This is a genomic window from Salarchaeum japonicum (genome assembly GCF_049705945.1).
In the GTDB taxonomy this organism is placed as follows: domain Archaea; phylum Halobacteriota; class Halobacteria; order Halobacteriales; family Halobacteriaceae; genus Salarchaeum; species Salarchaeum japonicum_A.
In genome coordinates this window covers 617,808-633,523 of sequence record NZ_JBNAMV010000004.1, presented here as the reverse complement: position 1 = coordinate 633,523, position 15,716 = coordinate 617,808, and the positions used below count along the sequence as shown (strand labels likewise).

General features: G+C 67.3%; 20 protein-coding genes. 13 read left to right on the top strand and 7 right to left on the bottom strand.

Annotated elements, in window-relative coordinates; genetic code table 11:
- The first annotated feature begins 83 nt into the window (after positions 1-83).
- Entirely contained in the window at positions 84-590 is a 507-nt protein-coding gene (locus ACOZ4O_RS05050) for a CinA family protein (RefSeq protein WP_424524226.1), read from the top strand.
- Positions 587-1,075 carry a metal-dependent hydrolase gene (locus ACOZ4O_RS05045; RefSeq protein ID WP_424524225.1) on the top strand — a complete coding sequence of 163 codons (489 nt, stop codon included), beginning with the start codon at positions 587-589 and terminating at the stop codon, positions 1,073-1,075. Before ACOZ4O_RS05050 ends, ACOZ4O_RS05045 begins: the two co-directional genes overlap by 4 nt.
- Here the strand turns inward: ACOZ4O_RS05045 and ACOZ4O_RS05040 are convergent.
- Positions 1,072-1,827: a PHP-associated domain-containing protein gene (locus ACOZ4O_RS05040; protein WP_424524224.1), complete on the bottom strand. Its 756-nt coding sequence runs from the start codon at positions 1,825-1,827 to the stop codon at positions 1,072-1,074. The two genes, ACOZ4O_RS05045 and ACOZ4O_RS05040, sit on opposite strands and share 4 nt — an antisense overlap.
- A gap of 83 nt (positions 1,828-1,910) precedes the next feature.
- Between ACOZ4O_RS05040 and ACOZ4O_RS05035 the strand changes: the two genes are divergently transcribed.
- The 3 genes from ACOZ4O_RS05035 (at position 1,911) to ACOZ4O_RS05025 (ending at position 3,959) form a co-directional block, all read left to right on the top strand.
- Entirely contained in the window at positions 1,911-3,062 is a 1,152-nt protein-coding gene (locus ACOZ4O_RS05035; protein WP_424524223.1) for an acyl-CoA dehydrogenase family protein, read from the top strand.
- A gap of 305 nt (positions 3,063-3,367) precedes the next feature.
- Complete coding sequence (locus ACOZ4O_RS05030; RefSeq protein ID WP_424524222.1) at positions 3,368-3,658, top strand: DUF7565 family protein; 291 nt, start codon at positions 3,368-3,370, stop codon at positions 3,656-3,658.
- Positions 3,659-3,701: 43 nt separating this feature from the next.
- Positions 3,702-3,959 (top strand): hypothetical protein, encoded by a 258-nt coding sequence (locus ACOZ4O_RS05025; RefSeq protein ID WP_424524221.1) that lies wholly within the window; start codon positions 3,702-3,704, stop codon positions 3,957-3,959.
- A 125-nt stretch (positions 3,960-4,084) separates the two neighbouring features.
- Here the strand turns inward: ACOZ4O_RS05025 and ACOZ4O_RS05020 are convergent, their stop codons facing one another.
- The 5 genes from ACOZ4O_RS05020 to ACOZ4O_RS05000 all read right to left on the bottom strand — a co-directional run bounded on the left by ACOZ4O_RS05020 (position 4,085) and on the right by ACOZ4O_RS05000 (position 8,158).
- The gene (locus tag ACOZ4O_RS05020) at positions 4,085-4,522 is read right to left on the bottom strand and encodes a transcription elongation factor Spt5 (RefSeq protein WP_424524220.1); all 438 of its coding nucleotides are present in this window, start codon (positions 4,520-4,522) and stop codon (positions 4,085-4,087) included.
- A 1-nt stretch (position 4,523) separates the two neighbouring features.
- The gene (locus ACOZ4O_RS05015) at positions 4,524-4,694 is read right to left on the bottom strand and encodes a protein translocase SEC61 complex subunit gamma (RefSeq protein WP_424524219.1); all 171 of its coding nucleotides are present in this window, start codon (positions 4,692-4,694) and stop codon (positions 4,524-4,526) included.
- Between the two features lie 65 nt (positions 4,695-4,759).
- On the bottom strand, positions 4,760-5,524 hold the full coding sequence (locus tag ACOZ4O_RS05010; RefSeq protein WP_424524218.1) for a hypothetical protein: 765 nt from the start codon (positions 5,522-5,524) through the stop codon (positions 4,760-4,762).
- A gap of 131 nt (positions 5,525-5,655) precedes the next feature.
- Positions 5,656-6,798, bottom strand: coding sequence for a cell division protein FtsZ (gene ftsZ / locus ACOZ4O_RS05005; protein WP_424524217.1), 1,143 nt, complete (start codon positions 6,796-6,798; stop codon positions 5,656-5,658).
- 61 nt (positions 6,799-6,859) lie between these two features.
- Positions 6,860-8,158: a D-aminoacyl-tRNA deacylase gene (locus tag ACOZ4O_RS05000; protein ID WP_424524216.1), complete on the bottom strand. Its 1,299-nt coding sequence runs from the start codon at positions 8,156-8,158 to the stop codon at positions 6,860-6,862.
- An 80-nt stretch (positions 8,159-8,238) separates the two neighbouring features.
- Here ACOZ4O_RS05000 and ACOZ4O_RS04995 point away from each other — a divergent pair, with 80 nt between their 5' ends.
- The 6 genes from ACOZ4O_RS04995 to ACOZ4O_RS04970 are packed head-to-tail and all read left to right on the top strand — an operon-like array spanning position 8,239 to position 13,767.
- A complete protein-coding gene (locus ACOZ4O_RS04995) occupies positions 8,239-9,396 on the top strand; it encodes a sodium:calcium antiporter (protein ID WP_424524215.1) in 1,158 nt (385 codons plus the stop codon).
- A complete protein-coding gene (locus ACOZ4O_RS04990) occupies positions 9,396-10,199 on the top strand; it encodes a shikimate dehydrogenase (protein WP_424524214.1) in 804 nt (267 codons plus the stop codon). The genes ACOZ4O_RS04995 and ACOZ4O_RS04990 overlap by 1 nt, the downstream gene beginning before the upstream one ends.
- Before the next feature lie 26 nt (positions 10,200-10,225).
- Complete coding sequence (locus tag ACOZ4O_RS04985) at positions 10,226-10,921, top strand: helix-hairpin-helix domain-containing protein (RefSeq protein ID WP_424524213.1); 696 nt, start codon at positions 10,226-10,228, stop codon at positions 10,919-10,921.
- A 25-nt stretch (positions 10,922-10,946) separates the two neighbouring features.
- Positions 10,947-12,353: an aminodeoxychorismate synthase, component I gene (gene pabB / locus ACOZ4O_RS04980; protein ID WP_424524212.1), complete on the top strand. Its 1,407-nt coding sequence runs from the start codon at positions 10,947-10,949 to the stop codon at positions 12,351-12,353.
- Entirely contained in the window at positions 12,350-12,943 is a 594-nt protein-coding gene (locus ACOZ4O_RS04975; protein ID WP_424524211.1) for an anthranilate synthase component II, read from the top strand. Before pabB ends, ACOZ4O_RS04975 begins: the two co-directional genes overlap by 4 nt.
- Positions 12,928-13,767, top strand: coding sequence for an aminotransferase class IV (locus ACOZ4O_RS04970; RefSeq protein ID WP_424524210.1), 840 nt, complete (start codon positions 12,928-12,930; stop codon positions 13,765-13,767). The genes ACOZ4O_RS04975 and ACOZ4O_RS04970 overlap by 16 nt, the downstream gene beginning before the upstream one ends.
- On the opposite strand, the gene ACOZ4O_RS04965 is transcribed toward ACOZ4O_RS04970, so the two are convergent.
- Positions 13,739-14,152, bottom strand: coding sequence for a Rieske (2Fe-2S) protein (locus ACOZ4O_RS04965; protein WP_424524209.1), 414 nt, complete (start codon positions 14,150-14,152; stop codon positions 13,739-13,741). The two genes, ACOZ4O_RS04970 and ACOZ4O_RS04965, sit on opposite strands and share 29 nt — an antisense overlap.
- A gap of 70 nt (positions 14,153-14,222) precedes the next feature.
- Between ACOZ4O_RS04965 and ACOZ4O_RS04960 the strand changes: the two genes are divergently transcribed.
- Together ACOZ4O_RS04960 and ACOZ4O_RS04955 are read left to right on the top strand one after the other, a co-directional pair.
- Positions 14,223-14,507 carry a transcriptional regulator gene (locus ACOZ4O_RS04960; protein WP_424524208.1) on the top strand — a complete coding sequence of 95 codons (285 nt, stop codon included), beginning with the start codon at positions 14,223-14,225 and terminating at the stop codon, positions 14,505-14,507.
- Positions 14,508-14,746: 239 nt separating this feature from the next.
- The gene (locus ACOZ4O_RS04955) at positions 14,747-15,715 is read left to right on the top strand and encodes a sugar phosphate nucleotidyltransferase (RefSeq protein WP_424524207.1); all 969 of its coding nucleotides are present in this window, start codon (positions 14,747-14,749) and stop codon (positions 15,713-15,715) included.
- The last annotated feature ends 1 nt before the right edge of the window (position 15,716 follow it).

The window sequence follows — 15,716 nt, the reverse complement described above, 5'->3', positions numbered from 1 at the left end:
ACCCGCCCTCGGGACTCGACCCCCCTCGCTCTTTCGGCGCGCCGCCGGCACCTATTTTCCGTCGGCCGAGAAAACTCGCGGGTATGCGTGAACATGCCCGCGACCCGCCGATAGAGGAGACGCTCGGGGACGCGCTCCGCGAGCGCGGCGACACAATCGCCACCACGGAGTCCTGCACGGGCGGCCTCGTCGGGTCGCTCCTCACCGACATCCCGGGGTCGTCGGACTACTTCGACCGCACGTACTGCACGTACACGTACGACGCGAAACTCGACACCGGCGTCACCCGGGAGGCGCTCGACGAGCACGGCGCGGTCTCGGAGCCGGTCGCCCGCCAGATGGCGCAAGCCGTCCGGGACGCGGCCGACACGACCTGGGGCGTCTCCACCACGGGCATCGCCGGCCCCTCGGGGGGGACGCCCGAGAAACCCGTCGGCACCGTCTACATCGGGGTTGCGCACGCGGGCGACTGGGGGAGCGGGGAGACGTACACGACCGTGGAGCGCCACGAGTTCGACGGCGACCGTCGCGACATCAAAGAGAAGATAGCGCGCCGCGCCCTCCGAACCGTCGAGACCGAACTCGAATGAACAAGAAAGACCACGTCCTCAACGGCCTCCTCCTCGGCATCGGACTGGGGTACGTCCTCCACCCCGACGGCGACATGGAAACCCTCCGCACCGTCGCCGCCGCGACCATCCCCGTGGTGCTCGGCGCGCTCTTCCCCGACGTCGACACCGACTTCGGCCGCCACCGCAAGACCCTGCACAGCCTCCCCGTGCTCGCCGTGTTCGTCGCGTACCCCTACGTGTTCGACAACCTCCACTGGGTGTGGGTCGGCGTGCTCACCCACTACGTCCTCGACATCGTCGGAAGCAAACGCGGCATCGCGCTGTTCCACCCGCTCTCGGACAAGGAGTACGGCCTCCCAATCGGCGTCACGACGGTGAGCAACTACGCGACCGTCGTCACAATCGTCATCACCGCGCTCGAACTCGCGGTCGTCTGGGCCGCCATCACGTACGCGCCCCAGTACCTCCCGAGCGGGTTCGACATCGCCGTGAACGCCCTCTAGTAGACGCGAACGTCGTCGAATCGCCCCTCGTACGCGATGTGCCGGGGATGGGTCGGCTCCATCCCGGAGAGGAGGATGCGGTCGACCTTCTTGTACGTGTTCTCCCATCCGAGGTGCGCGAACTCCGCGTAACACCGCGCCTCGTGCGCGACGCCCGACTGGTGGTCGACGACGCGGCGCGCGCCCGACCGCAGCGCGTCCACCAGCGCGTCCTCGCTCGTCACGTCCTCCGAAAACGTCGTCCACGCCTCCCCGACGGTGCCGTGGAGGTGCGCGTACGACGACCCGAACGCGGGGAGGTCTTGGGCGCGCGCGAGGCGTTTCGCCCGGCGGCGGTGGTGCGCGAGAAACTTCGGATTGTACGTCTCGACGGCGTCCAATCGGTCGCGGTAGCGCTCCACGTCCGCCGACGACAGCGACACCGTCAGGAACGCCGGATGAGGCGCGAGCACGGCCGCGCCCTGTCGCTCGAACTCGTCCAGCGCGCCCTCTATCGTGATGAAGTCCGGCACGGGGTCGTCGAGGCCGATTGCGAGAATGTGGCGGCGGTCGCGCCAGTCGCCCGTGAACACCTCGCGCGCCGGAATCACCGCGAGGTCGTCGTCGCTGAACGCCGCCGCGCGCTCGCGGATGTCGGGGAGGCGCTCGAAGTGCGGCGCGTACACGAGCGCGTCCAGTCCCCGCGACTTCGCGCGCGCCACCACGTCCTCGTCGAGGACTTTCACGTGCAGGTCGACCCGGCAGGCAGTCACGCCCGCTACTTCTCGACGGAGGGTTTAGCGGTTTGTGGTTCCGCGGCCTCCCGATTTATGCGGGCGGCGTCCCTACCCTCAGTATGGAGTTGCTCTCCGAGGACATCGTCCCCGAGTACGCCCGAGACGTGAAACACGAAGCCCGGGAGTTCGCGCAGGAACACATCGCGCCGAACGCCGAGGAGTACTACCGGACCGGCGACTACCCCTGGGAGGTGCTGGAAGCCGGCCAGGACGCGGACCTGGTGGCGCAGGACATCAGCGAGGAGTACGGCGGCCGCGACCTCGACGTGGTGCAGATGCTCGCGATGGCGGAAGAGTTCTACCGCGCGGACGCGGGTATCGCGCTCACGCTCCAGCTCGCGTCGTTCGGCGCGGAGATGCTCGAACAGTACGGGACGGACGAACAGAAAGAGGAGTACCTGCGGCCGCTCGCGGCGGGCGACCAGATTTCGGGGCTCGCGGTGTCCGAACCCGACGTGGGAAGCGACCTCGCCGGGATGCAGACGACCGCGGAGAAGGACGGCGACGAGTACGTGCTGAACGGCGAGAAGTACTGGATCGGGAACGGCGTGGAGGCGGACTGGCTCACGGTGTACGCGAAGACCGCCGACACGGACGACCGCTACATGAACTACTCGCTGTTCATCGTCCCCACCGATTCCGTGGGGTACGACGCCGAACACATCCCGGAGAAGATGGGGATGCGCGCGTCGAAACAGGCCCACATCGTCTTCGACGACTGCCGGGTTCCCGAGGAGAACCTCATCGGGAGCGAGGGCGGCGGGTTCATGATGCTCGCCGATTTCTTCAACCACGGCCGCATCGTCGTGGGCGGGCACGGCCTCGGACTGGCCGCCGCAGCGTTCGAGGAAGCGTGGGAGTTCGTGCACGACCGCGAGCAGTTCGGCCGCCACATCAGCGACTTCCAGGCGGTCCAGCACGGACTCGCGGACATGCGTCTCGAATTCGAGGCCGCGCGCGCCCTGAACTACCGTGCCGCCGAGAAAGTCCGGGACTACGACAACCCCGGGCTCTGGGCCGCGATGGCGAAAACCAAATCCACCGAAGTCGCACGGGACAACGCCCAGCAGGGCATGCAGTTCCACGGCGGCCGCTCCATTCTCACCGACCGCCGCATCGCCCGCGTCTACCGGGACGTTCGCATCCCCGTCGTCTACGAGGGCGCGAACGAGATTCAGCGCAACCTCGTGTATCGGCAGTCCGGGGAGTGAAGCGAGCCGGACTTAGCTGAGCTTTGCTCAGCGCAAGTCTCGTGAGCGGAGCGAACGAGAAGGGAGCGGCGAGTAACGCGAGGCGATTTCCAGCGAATCTTTGATTCGCGCAAGTCTGGCGAATGAAATGAGCCAGACTTAGCCGAGCTTTGCTCGGCGTAAGTCACGCGAGCGAGCAGGGCGAGCGAGTGTGAGATAGGAGTACCACGAGCCGTTTTCCATAATTCTCCGAGTCGCGGTGTCGGTTTCGTGTGGTGTTCGGGGGACGGCAAGGCTTATCCCGGAGTTTCGGTTACTCTGAGGTGATGACTGGCTGGGCGTGCGGTATCGGTGGCTGTGACGCGGTGTTCGGCGACGTCGAGTCGCTGCTCGCGCATCAGGCGACCGAGCACGAGCGGCACGAGTGCGGCGTCTGCGGGACGGTCGTGCCGGACGGCTTTTTCGCGATTCGACACATGTTCGACGAGCACACGCGCGCCGAGTTCGTGCGGGCGTACGACGCTGACTCCGACGATATTCGGGAGCGCGAGGACGTGAAGAACCGTATCGAGGACGAGGTGGAGGTTGCGGCGCTCCGGGAGCGTCTCGACCTCTAGGCGGCCACGTCGTTTTTCCTGTTGTGCGTTCTCCCTCACTGGTATGCGTGACTCAGAGGAAGCCGTGCTGCGCGTGCTCTCACAGGCCGGAATCGCCGTCTCGCCTGGAGGCGTCGCCGCGAACCTCCGCGAACTCTCCGACGTGGACATCACGGCGTCACAGGTCGAGGAGTCGTTCGGCGCGCTCGAAGCCGAGAACTACGTTCGACCAATCGACGACACGCACTACCGAATCACCGACCACGGCCGCGACCACGTCAAAAACGAACTCGGCGACGACGCACCTGGCTACATCGACTAACCCAAAACGAGATGATTCAGCGTTCTTCGGAATCGCCGCGAGCGAAGCGAGTGGCGGATTAGGGGAACGTGTTAGCGTTCCTCGGAGTCCCCGCGAACGCAGTGAGCGGGGGTTAGAAGAGCGCTTTAGCGCTCTTCAGAATCGAGGACGCGGATCTGGTCGCCGCGGACGGTGACCGGAATCGGGACGGTGGCTTCGTAGAGTTCGACGGTGACCTGGTCTTTGCCTTCGTCGATGCGCTGGACCTGGGCTTTCTCGCCCTTGAACGGTCCGGCGATGAGTTCGACGATGTCGCCCTCTGCGATGCCTTCGACGTCGGGCTTGGGGCTGAGGAAGTGTTCGACTTCGCTGATAGAGGACTCGCCGGGGACGAGGCTGCGGGCGTGGGGGATTTCCTCCATGACGCGGTTGAGGACGGCGGAGCCGTCGGCTTCGACCATCACGTAGCTCGTGAGGGATTCCGGGGAGAGGACGGCGTGAATCTCCGGCTCTTCGCGGTTCGCGATCATGCTCGCGACGGTCTGTTCCTGGCTGGCCGTGGTCTTCACTGCGTACACGCTCATTTCAGACACCCGGGAGAACGCCCATCGTGACGCCGATGATGAAGCCCATCAGGCCGACGAGGAGGATTCCTGCGCCGGCGATGAGCGCGATCTGGGAGAACTCGTTCCACGACGGCGTGCTCGCGAGTTTGAGCACCCGCGTGTACGCGGAAGGCTCTAGGGGAACGTCCATACCCCCGATTCGGCGTCACCTCTTTTCTATCTATTGATGCGGCGCGCGAGGGACGAGTCGAAGAGTCACTGCGCGCGTTCCACGTACTTGGTGAGTGCTTCGACGCTCGGAGTCAACATTTCGCGGAGGCCAGCGTCACCACCGCTTTCGGGTGTCCATTCGTTCGGTGCGAGGTAGTCGCCTATCTGGTGGACGGTCGCGGCCGCCGCGCCCCGATATTTGCAGACGGCCCAGATGGCCGCTGATTCCATGCAGAGCGACACCGCGCCGTTCTCCCGGTAGTGTTCGACTTCCACGCCCGTCTCGCGATACATCGCGCTCGTCGTCCACGTCCGCCCGCGCGGCGTGTCGAATCCGGCCGCCCCGAGCGCGTCGTCCAGGTCGTCCACGAGATCTGGCGTCGCCTCTACGTCGTCGTCGCTACGGAGGTAGTGGTGGGAGACGCCCTCGTCTCGTACGGATGTGGTCGGGAGAATTGCGGCGTCTGGCGGGATTTCGGGGTTGAGACACGCGCATCCGCCGAGCATCACCACGGCGTCGGCACCGCCCGCGACGACGTTCTCTGTCACGATACCCGAGACGGGCGCGCCGATACCCGCCTCGTGGACGGGGACGTATCCGACTGTCTCGGACAGCCAAAAGAGCGTCTGCGACCCGACGAGCGACACCGATCTGTTCGCGCGCTCCCGCACCGCGTCCGTGAGTTCGTCCTGATACCCGAGAATCACCGCGGGTGGCACGTCCACCACGCCCTCGCCCTGTGCGTTGAGCGCGTCCGACGGCGTGAACACCGCGTCGTCTCCGTACTTCTCCTCGAAGTTCGGAATCACGGTCGAAAACCCACGGCTACCAACAAGTGCTTTCCGTCACTCTCCGAGAGGCAGGCAGAGAAGCAAGCAGAGACGACGGTTCCAGCGTAGCGTGTCACGGCGCGCTTCGCGCGCCGCAGCACAAAACGGTACTATTCGACGTAGTCGATGTCTTCGATTGCGCCCTCGTCAGGTTCGTCGTCGGGTTCGGATTGGTCCCCGTTCCGGCCGTAGATTTGGGGGCTTTCGACGCCGGTGACGACGACCATCGTGCGCATGGTGCCGTCGAGTTCCTCGTCGATGCTGGTCCCCCAGATGATGCGGGCGTCGGGGTCGATGCGGTCGTAGATCTCCTCGACGACGCCTTCGGCCTCTTCGATGCTCATGTCGGGGCCGCCGGTGACGTTGACGAGCGCGCTGTTCGCGCTGGAGATGTCCACGTCGAGGAGCGGGGAGCGGAGCGCGGATTTCACGGAGTCGACTGCTTTCGCGTCGGAGTCGGCTTCGCCGAGGCCGATCATGGCGACGCCGCCCTTCTCCATGACGGTGCGAACGTCGGCGAAGTCGAGGTTGACGAGGCCGGGTTTGGTGATGAGTTCCGTGATGCCCTTCACGGAGCGCATGAGGACTTCGTCGGAGATTTTGAACGCCTGGCGGACGGGGAGTTTGCCGACGGAGTCGAGGAGGCGGTCGTTCGGCACGACGATGACGGTGTCAGACACGTCTCGGAGGCGTTCGAGGCCGGCTTCGGCGTTCGTGCGGCGGACTTCGCCTTCGGCGGTGAACGGCGTGGTGACGATGCTGATGGTGAGCGCGCCGATTTCGCGCGCGGCTTTCGCGACGACGGGCGCGCTTCCCGTTCCGGTGCCGCCGCCGAGTCCGGCGGTGACGAACACCATGTCGCTGCCGTCGAGCGCTTCCGAGATTTCGTCTTGGCTCTCGATGGCGGCTTCTTCGCCGACTTGGGGGAGCGAGCCGGCACCTCGGCCCTTCGTCTTCTCCTGGCCCATGAGGATTTTCACGTCGGCGTCGGTGTCGACGAGGTGCTGGACGTCCGTGTTCGCGGCGACGAGTTTCGCGCCGTGGATGCCCTCCTCCGCCATCCGGTTCACGGTGTTCGACCCCGCGCCGCCACAGCCGACGACCGTGATGTTCGTCTGTAGCTCTTCGAGGACGTCCATCAGTTCCTCGTCGCTCATCCGACCGGACGCGTTCGCGGCGGACTCAGCTGCCGCGTTCGAGGCCTCCTGTTCCTCCTCGGCCTCGTCGATCGCGTCCTCTACGATAGAGTCCATAGTTGGGTGTTGGGTAAACGAACGAGGTTTAATTACCTTTCCCCCTCGCGTCTGACGGCTGTCAGACGGCGTATCGGACGGTCCGCTCCCGCGACACGTCTGTAGGCGTGACAGTCTCGCCGTCCACCTCGACGGGCTGGCCGCCGGCGAGTCGGCCGAACTTCGGGCCCTCTGGGACGCCTGCCGCCTGCGCGAGCTCGGGGTCGAACGACGTGTCGGTGACGACGACCTCCTCGGGGTCGATGTCGACGCTGTCGTACTTCTCGCGGAGGAGGTCGGCGAGCCGGTCGACGTACGCGTCGTAGGCGTCGCGGTCGGGGAAGGCCGCTCGCCCCTCGACTCGGTTCCCGTTTTCCGCTGTCTCGTACGCCACCGCGGTTTCGCGGGCGACGCGGCGCGCTCGCTCGGGGTCGACGCTGTGCGCGTCCGCCCAGAGGTCGTCCGGCAGGTCCACGATTACGTACTCGCCGTCCGTGCGCTCGCTGTCCGCGCGCTCGCCGAACCGCAGGCCGTCGTCCACCGTTTCGAGTTCGTCTTCCAGAGCCCTGACGAGGTCGAGCGGCACGCCGTCCGTCTCCCGCACCCACGTCTCGCTCACGACGCGGTGGCCGAGGTCGTCGACGACGGCTTCGAGTTCGGGTTTCTCGCCGTCGAGTACGGCGTACTCGGTGCCGGTCGCGTCGAACGCCCGGTCGATGGTCCCCTGGTGGTTCTCGGGCGCACCCATGTCGTCGAGACACCACTCGGCCGCGACGTGCCCGAATCCCCAGCCGGTGTCCGCGACGATGCGCGTCGGCCGCGGAACGTAGTGACCGCCGCCGAACCCGACGAGCGACCGGCCGCCCCGCGGGTCAACGCCCTCCAGGTCGAGGATGGCTCGCGCGACCGCTCGCGCGGCCTCGTCGTCCCGCCACTCGTCCTCGCCGCTCCCGAGTTCCGCGAAGAGCGACGGCGCGCCGACCGACGTGGGGCCGTGATGCGTGCACTCCATCCCGACCTCGTACCCGTCGGGCGCGTGCTCGCGGAAGCCGTCGAGGAGTCGGCGGTGCGCTTCGGGCGCGGTCTCGGCGAGCGCGTAGTCGTCGCCGCCGAACTCGCCCGGCCCGAAGTTCCCGGTGTGGTGGGCCGTGAGCAAGGGGCCGGTGTCGCCCGAGTGCCGGGACGCGAACACCACCAAATCGGGATTGGAGAACGCGTCCGCGACCCCGTCGAGTTCGACGTGCCACTCGTCGAACTCCCGGAGTTCGAACCCATCGCGTCGGAGCACATCGCCGTCGTCCGTCCAGTCCGCGAGTTCTCTGAGTTGTTCGCCGATAGCGACGGACGCTTCGTCCGCGCGACTGACGACCACGCCTATCATCGTTCTCGTAATCGCGCGTCGGGCGTTTGAGCGCGTCGAAGTTTGGAAGGGCTTAACAGCGACCTCGCGTAAGTCGGCCCATGAGCGCCATTCCCGTTCTTCCATTCCCTGCGGGTGTCGAACGCGGCATCCTCCTTCTCCTCTCGTTCGCGTTCCTCCTGCTCGGCGCGGAAGTCTTCACGAACAGCATCGAGTGGCTCGGCCACCGCCTCGGCGTCTCCGAGTCCGCGACGGGTAGCATCCTCGCCGCGGTCGGCACCGCCCTCCCCGAGACCCTCATCCCCGTCATGGCCATCATTCAGGGCGGCGAGTCCGCCTCCCACGTCGGCGTCGGCGCGATTCTCGGCGCGCCGTTCATGCTCGCGACCATCGCGATGTTCCTCGTCGGCACGAGCGTCTACTACTTCCGGACGCGACGCGTCCACGGCCCGGAACTCCACTTCAACGAGAAGACGACGCGCCGCGACCTCTCCTTCTTCCTCGTCGGGTACGTCATCGCGTTCAGCGCCGCGTTCGTCCCCGACGACGGGTTCGGACTCGGTCAGGAGACCGTTCAGTACGTCTTCGGCGCCGCGCTCGTCCTCCTCTACCTGTTCTACCTCTACCGCTCCCTGCAGGCCGGTGAACTCGTCGAGTCCGAGGACCTCGACGACCTCCACTTCGGCCTCATCTTCGAGCGGTTCGCCGCCCGCCTCGGCTACGACTCCCGCGAGCACGGCGCGAACCCGAGTGTCTTCTTCGTCGCGTTCCAGACGCTGTTCGCGCTCGGCATCATCATCGGCGGCGCGCACCTCTTCGTCACCGAAATCGAGTGGGTGTCCCAGGAAATCCTCAACGTCCCCGTCGCCATCGTCGCGCTGCTCATCGCGCCGCTCGCCACGGAACTCCCCGAGAAGTTCAATTCGGTGCTCTGGATCAGCCGCGATAAGGACACGCTCGCACTCGGGAACATCACGGGCGCGATGGCGTTCCAGGGAACGCTCCCCGTCACGCTCGGCATCGTCTACACCGACTGGGACCTCACGCTCGCCTGGGGGACGACGGGCTTCCTGAACGCGTTCTCCGTCATCCTCGCCGTCATCTCCGGCGGCATCCTGTACGCTCGCGCCCGGAGCGCCCACGACGACCCGATGAGCTACAAGCCGTTCCTCATCGGCGGCGCGTTCTACGCGGCGTTCATCGCGCTGCTCGTGTACTTCGTCGTGTTCCTCGGCATCACAACCGCGGGCGGTCACTGATGGACGTCTACGGTCTCGTCGGGAACCCGGTCGGGCACTCGCTCTCCCCGCCGATGCACGAGGCGGCGTACGACGCCCTCGGTATCGACGCGCGGTACGTCACGTTCGAGCCCGCTGAATCCGCTATTGCGGACGCTATCGCGGGCGCTGACGCGCTCGGCGTCGCGGGCCTGAACGTCACCATTCCGTTCAAGCAGGACGTGCTCGGCCTCGTCGAGCCCGACCCGCTCGCCGACCGCATCGGCGCGGTCAACACCGTCGATTTCTCGGGTGACACGCCCCGCGGCTACAATACCGATGCCGGCGGCGCGCGCCGCGCGCTCACTAGTCACGACGTGACTCTGGACGGCGCTAACGCGGTCGTCGTCGGCGCGGGCGGCGCGGGCCGCGCCGTCGCGTTCGCGCTCGCCGACGCGGGCGCGTCGGTCGCCATCGCCAACCGCACGGTTGAGACCGCCGACTCGCTCGCCGCGGATGTCGGACCCGCCGCGACCGCGCACGCCCTCGACGCCCTCTCCGAATTACTCGCGGACGCGGACGTGCTCGTGAACGCGACGAGCGTCGGCATGGACGAGGACGCCACCCCCGTCCCCGCGGACGCGCTCCACTCCGGGCTCGCGGTGATGGACGCTGTCTACAGTCCGCTCGACACCCGGCTCCTCCGGGACGCCCGGGACGCCGGCGCGGAGACCGTCGACGGCGCGTGGATGCTGCTGTACCAGGGCGTCGAAGCGTTCGAGCGCTGGACAGGCCGGGACGCCCCCGTGGACGCGATGAACGCCGCACTCCGGGCACGGCTTTAAGTGACAGCCGGGCTTACCGCCGTCCCATGGGACTGCTATCCGCACTGAAGTCGATGCTCGGACTCGACTCCGACTCCGGGCGCAGCGGCAGCGTCGACGTGACCGTCGAACGAGAACGCGAAGAGGAACCAGCGGCCACCGAGACGGACGCTTCGGCGTCCACTGAATCGCTCGTCGAGGACCACGTAGAAGACGACGAGAAAGTCGCTGAATCGGAACGCGCCGAACCCGCGGAAGCGGGCGCTGGGCAGCCGGAAGCCGACGACGAGAGCTTGGACGCGGTCGAACCCGACACCGGCGGCGAAGACGCGGACGAAGAGACCGATGAGGACGAGCCGGTCGCGGAGGAAACGGACGCCTCTGCCTCTACGGAGTCGCTCGTGGAAGAGCACGTCGAGGAGGGTGAGAAGGTCGCTGAATCGGAGCGCGCCGAACCCGCGGAAGCGGGCGCTGGGCAGCCGGAAGCCGACGACGAAACGACGGACATCGACGAGGTCGAGCCGGACGCGGAGAGCGAGTCCGAACCCGACGAGGAGGGCGCGGAGGACGTGGAACTCCTGAAGGGTATCGGTCCGGCGTACGCGGAACGCCTCCACGACGCCGGTATCGAGACCGTCGCCGACCTCGCGGACGCCGATTCGGACGAACTCGGCGACGAAATCGACGTGTCGCCCTCCCGCGTGCAGCGCTGGGTCGACCGCGCGCAGGAGCGACTCCCCTAAGTTCGCGGCCCGCTATTCTCCGACTATGAACGTCGCCGTCGTCACCCCCCGCGAGCGCTTCGAGCGCGCCACCGGCGACGGCGTCCGCGTCCCCGTCGAACTCCGCGTCGAGGTCTCGGACCCGTTCGACGCGTACCGGCGAGCCCGCGGCAGCGACCCCGGATTCTTCTACGAAACCACGGGCGGGAGCGACGGCTGGGGCTACTTCGGCGTCCAACCCAGTGAGTTCGTCGACGCTCAGGACGGCGTACTCGACGCGCTCCGTGGGTTCGAGACGGACACACTCGCGCGAGCCGGCTGCGAGGTACCGTTCCCCGGCGGGTACGCGGGCTGGCTGTCCTACGACGCCGCACGCGAACTCGAAACCCTCCCCGACACGACCGCGGACGACCGCGGCCTCCCCCGCCTCCAGTTCGGCCGGTACGACGCCGTCGCGGCGTGGCGCGAGCCCTTCGACGGCGAGTTCCGCGTCGTCGCCGCGCCCCGCGACGCCACCTTCGAGGACGCCGTCGCCCGCGCCGAGGAGTTGGTGGAGCGCATCCGAACGGGCGACCCCGGCGTCCCCGACCCGGACGCGGCCCCGGGGCCGTTCGCCTCCGAGTGCGGCCGCGACGAGTTCGCGGAGCGCGTGCGCCGCGTGAAGGAGTACGTCCGCGACGGCGACACCTTTCAGGCGAACGTCAGCCAGCGCCTCGCCGCGTCGGCGAGCGTCCACCCCGTGAACGTCTACGCCGCGCTCCGCGACGTGAACCCCGCGCCCTACTCCGGCCTCCTGGAGTTCCCCGGCGTCGACCTGGTGAGCGCCAGCCCCGAACTGCTGCTCGAACGCGACGGCGACCATCTACGGACGGAACCCATCGCCGGCACGCGACCGCGCGGCGACACGCCCGACGAGGACGCCGCGCTCGAAGCCGAACTGCGGGGCGACGAGAAGGAGCGCGCGGAACACGCGATGCTCGTCGACCTCGAACGCAACGACCTCGGGAAGGTCAGCGAGTACGGGAGCGTCGACGTGGCCGAGTACCGCCGCGTCGACCGCTACTCCGAGGTGATGCACCTCGTGAGCGACGTGACCGGCACGCTCCGCGAGGACGCCTCGCTCGCGGACGCCGTCGCCGCCGTCTTCCCCGGCGGCACCATCACGGGCGCGCCGAAACCGCGGACGATGGAGATAATCGACGAAGTCGAAGCGACCCGTCGCGGCCCCTACACCGGTAGCATGGGACTCGTCGGGTTCGACGGCCGCGCGGTCCTGAACATCGTCATCCGCACGCTCGTCCGGCACCGCAACGAGTACCACCTCCGCGTCGGCGCGGGCGTCGTCCACGACTCCGACCCCGCCGCCGAGTACGAAGAGACGCTCGCGAAGGCCCGCGCGCTCGTCACCGCGCTGGACGACGCGCTCGACGCGTCGCTGGGGGTGGAGTCGTGATTCTCGTCGTGGACAACTACGACTCGTTCGTCTACAACCTCGTCCAGTACGTCGGCGCCGCGCTCGCCGAATCGGGACGCACTCCCCAGAAATCGCTCCGCGTCGAACGCAACGACGCCCTCGACACGGCGGCCATAGCTGCTATCGACCCGGACGGCATCGTCGTCTCACCCGGCCCCGGGACGCCCGCGGACGCCGGCGTCTCCACGGACGTGTTCTCGCTCGACTACCCGACGCTCGGCGTCTGCCTCGGCCATCAGGCACTCGTCGCCGCGAACGGCGGGCAGGTCGGCCACGCCCCGCGCGTCGTCCACGGCAAACCCTCGACTATCGAGCACGACGGCCGCGGCGTCTTCGCCGGCCTCCCCGACACGCTCTCCGTGGGCCGCTATCACTCGCTCGCCGCGACCGGCGCGCTCCCCGACTCCCTCGAAGCGACCGCGCACACCACCGACGACCGCGACCTCGTGATGGCCGTCCGCCACCGCGAGAAACCGCACGTCGGCGTCCAGTTCCATCCCGAAAGCATCCTCACGGACCACGGAAAACAGCTGGTTCGCACGTTCGTCCAGTCATGCTATACAGCGTAAACGGCGACCTCGTTCCGGCCGACGACGCGTCCGTGAGCGTCCGCGACCGCGGGTTCCAGTACGGCGACGCCGTCTTCGAGACGATGCGCGCCTACGACGGCCGCGTCTTCCGGTTCGACGACCACCTCGACCGCCTCGCGAACTCCTGCGCACTCCTCGGCATCGACCACAGCATCCCCCAGAATGTCTTCCGCGAGCGCGTTCGGGAGACGCTCGACGCGAACGACCTCGCGGAAGCGTACGTCAAACTCAGCGTTTCCCGGGGAGTGCAACCCGGCAAACTCGAACCCGGTCCCGCGACCGACCCGACCGTCGTCGTGCAGGTGGCCGAACTCGACCGCGGTCCGACCTGGGACGCGCCCGCCACGCTCGAAACGTCGCCCATCCAACGAGTGCCGAGCGAGGCGATTCCCGCCGCCGCGAAGACCCACAACTACCTCAACGGCATCCTCGCGCGCCGGAGCGTCGACGCCGACGAAGCCGTCCTCCTCGATTCCGAAGGTGCGGTCGCCGAGGGTGCGACGAGCAACGTCTTCTTCGTCCAGAACGACGTCCTCCACACGCCAAGCCTCGACGGCCCGATTCTCCCCGGAATCACCCGCCGCGTCGTCCTCGACATCGCCCGCGAGCGCGACGTCCCGGTCGAGACCGGGCGGTACGAACCCGCGGCGCTCCGCGACGCGGACGAGGTCTTTCTGACGAACTCCACGTGGGAACTCCGTCCCGTCGCGCGCTACGACGACGCCACCTACGGGGAGTTCCCCGTGACGGAGCGCTTGCACGCCGCGTACCGGGCTAGAACTCGACGTTCGACGTCGACGTGAGGTCGGCCGGGTCGGACTCGATACCGCCGTCGCGCACGAACTCGTACGCGTCGTCGGTGAGGTAGACGCCGCCTTCGCGCGTCTCGATGTCGATTCGGTCGAGCTGTGCGCCCTCGCAGGGCCCGAACGTGCACGTTCCAGTATCCTGTTCGAACATCGCGCCGTGGTTCGCACAGATGACCTCGCCGTCCCGGACGGGCGCGCCGCTTCCCTTGTCAAGTCGGATGTGCGTGAAGTGCATGCAGCGGTTCACGTAGCCCTCGATGCCGTCCGCGGAGCGCGTGAGCACCGCCTCGTCCTCGCCGTCGTCGGTTCGAACCGTGAACAGGAACGTCGAATCCGCGGGCACGTTTGCGGCCGCGGTGATTCTGTCGCCGTCGGTCATACGACCGCTCGCCGTCGCGCGAACTAACGTCCACCGATGGACACTAAGCGCCGCCCGTCCAAGCCGGGGTATGCCCGAGCGGACGACCCGCGAACGCATCGCCGACGCGCTCCGCGAGGAACCCGGGACGCCGAGTTCGCTCGCGACCGAGTACGCCATCACCGCGCATGCGGCACTCCGGCACGTCGAGCACGTCGCGAAATCCCTCGACGGTACGGACGAGGAACTGCTCGTTCGGCCGCCCGAGTGCGAAGAATGCGGGTTCAACGACTTCGACGACCCGCTCAACCTCCCGTCTCGCTGCCCCGACTGCAAACACGAAGGCATCGAGGAACCCGCCTTCAAAATCGACTAGCGGTGCGGAGGCGGTGCTGTCGCGGGACGGAGGCGGCGCCGTGCGGTATGCGGTGCTGTCGCGGGGCGGTAGCGGCAGTGGCGCGGTGCGGACCTCCGGCGTCGGGCGAACGCGCGGAGCGCGTTCGGGTTTTTCCCTCCAGGTTTTTGCGGCGAGCGGTGCGCCGGAGGCGCACCCGAGCCGGAAAAAGGTGGAATGGAAGGAAAAAGACCTTACCGCGGCCGGGGTATCGGTGGGGTATGAAAGCTGTCGTGTTGGCTGGCGGGTACGCGACGCGGATGTGGCCGATTACGAAGCATCGGCCGAAGATGTTCCTGCCGGTCGGCGAGTCTACCGTTATCGACCGTATCTTCTCGGAGTTGGAGGCTGACGACCGTATCAGTGAGGTGTTCGTGTCGACGAACGAGCGGTTCGCGGACGATTTCGCCGAGCATCTCCGGGAGCAGGGCTACGAGAAGCCGACGCTCTCCATCGAGGAGACGACGGAGGAGGACGAGAAGTTCGGCGTGGTGGGGGCGTTGAATCAGTTGTTCGAGCGGGAGGGGGTGGAGGAGGACACGCTCGTCATTGCGGGCGATAACCTCATCAGTTTCGAGGTGTCCGAGTTCCTGGATTTCTTCGAGGAGAAGGACACGCCGTCGCTGGCGGCGTACGATGTCGGGAGCAAGGAACGCGCGAAGTCGTACGGCCTCGTGAGCCTCGACGGCGACGAGGTCGTGGATTTCCAGGAGAAGCCCGCGAACCCGAAGAGCACGCTCGTCTCCATCGCGTGTTACGCCTTCCCCGCGGACACTATTCCCTCGTTCGGCGAGTACCTGGAGGCGGGTGAGAACCCGGACGAACCGGGTTGGTTCGTTCAGTGGCTTCAGCAGCGCCAGTCCGTGCACGCGTTCACGTTCGAGGGCGCGTGGTTCGACATCGGCACGCCCGAATCCTATCTCGACGCGGTGTCGTGGACGCTCGGAGGCGACAACCTCGTCGCGGACACCGCCACCGTCGAGAACACCACGCTCGGCGAAAACGTCCACGTGATGGACGGCGCGCGCGTCGTGAACTCCAGTCTCGACAACTCCGTCGTCTTCCCCGACGCCACCGTCGTCGACTGCGACGTCCGGGACTCTATCATCGACGAGGAGACGCACGTCGAGAACATCGACTTCGCCGGCGCGCTCATCGGCGCACACACCACCATCTCGAACGGCCACTAAC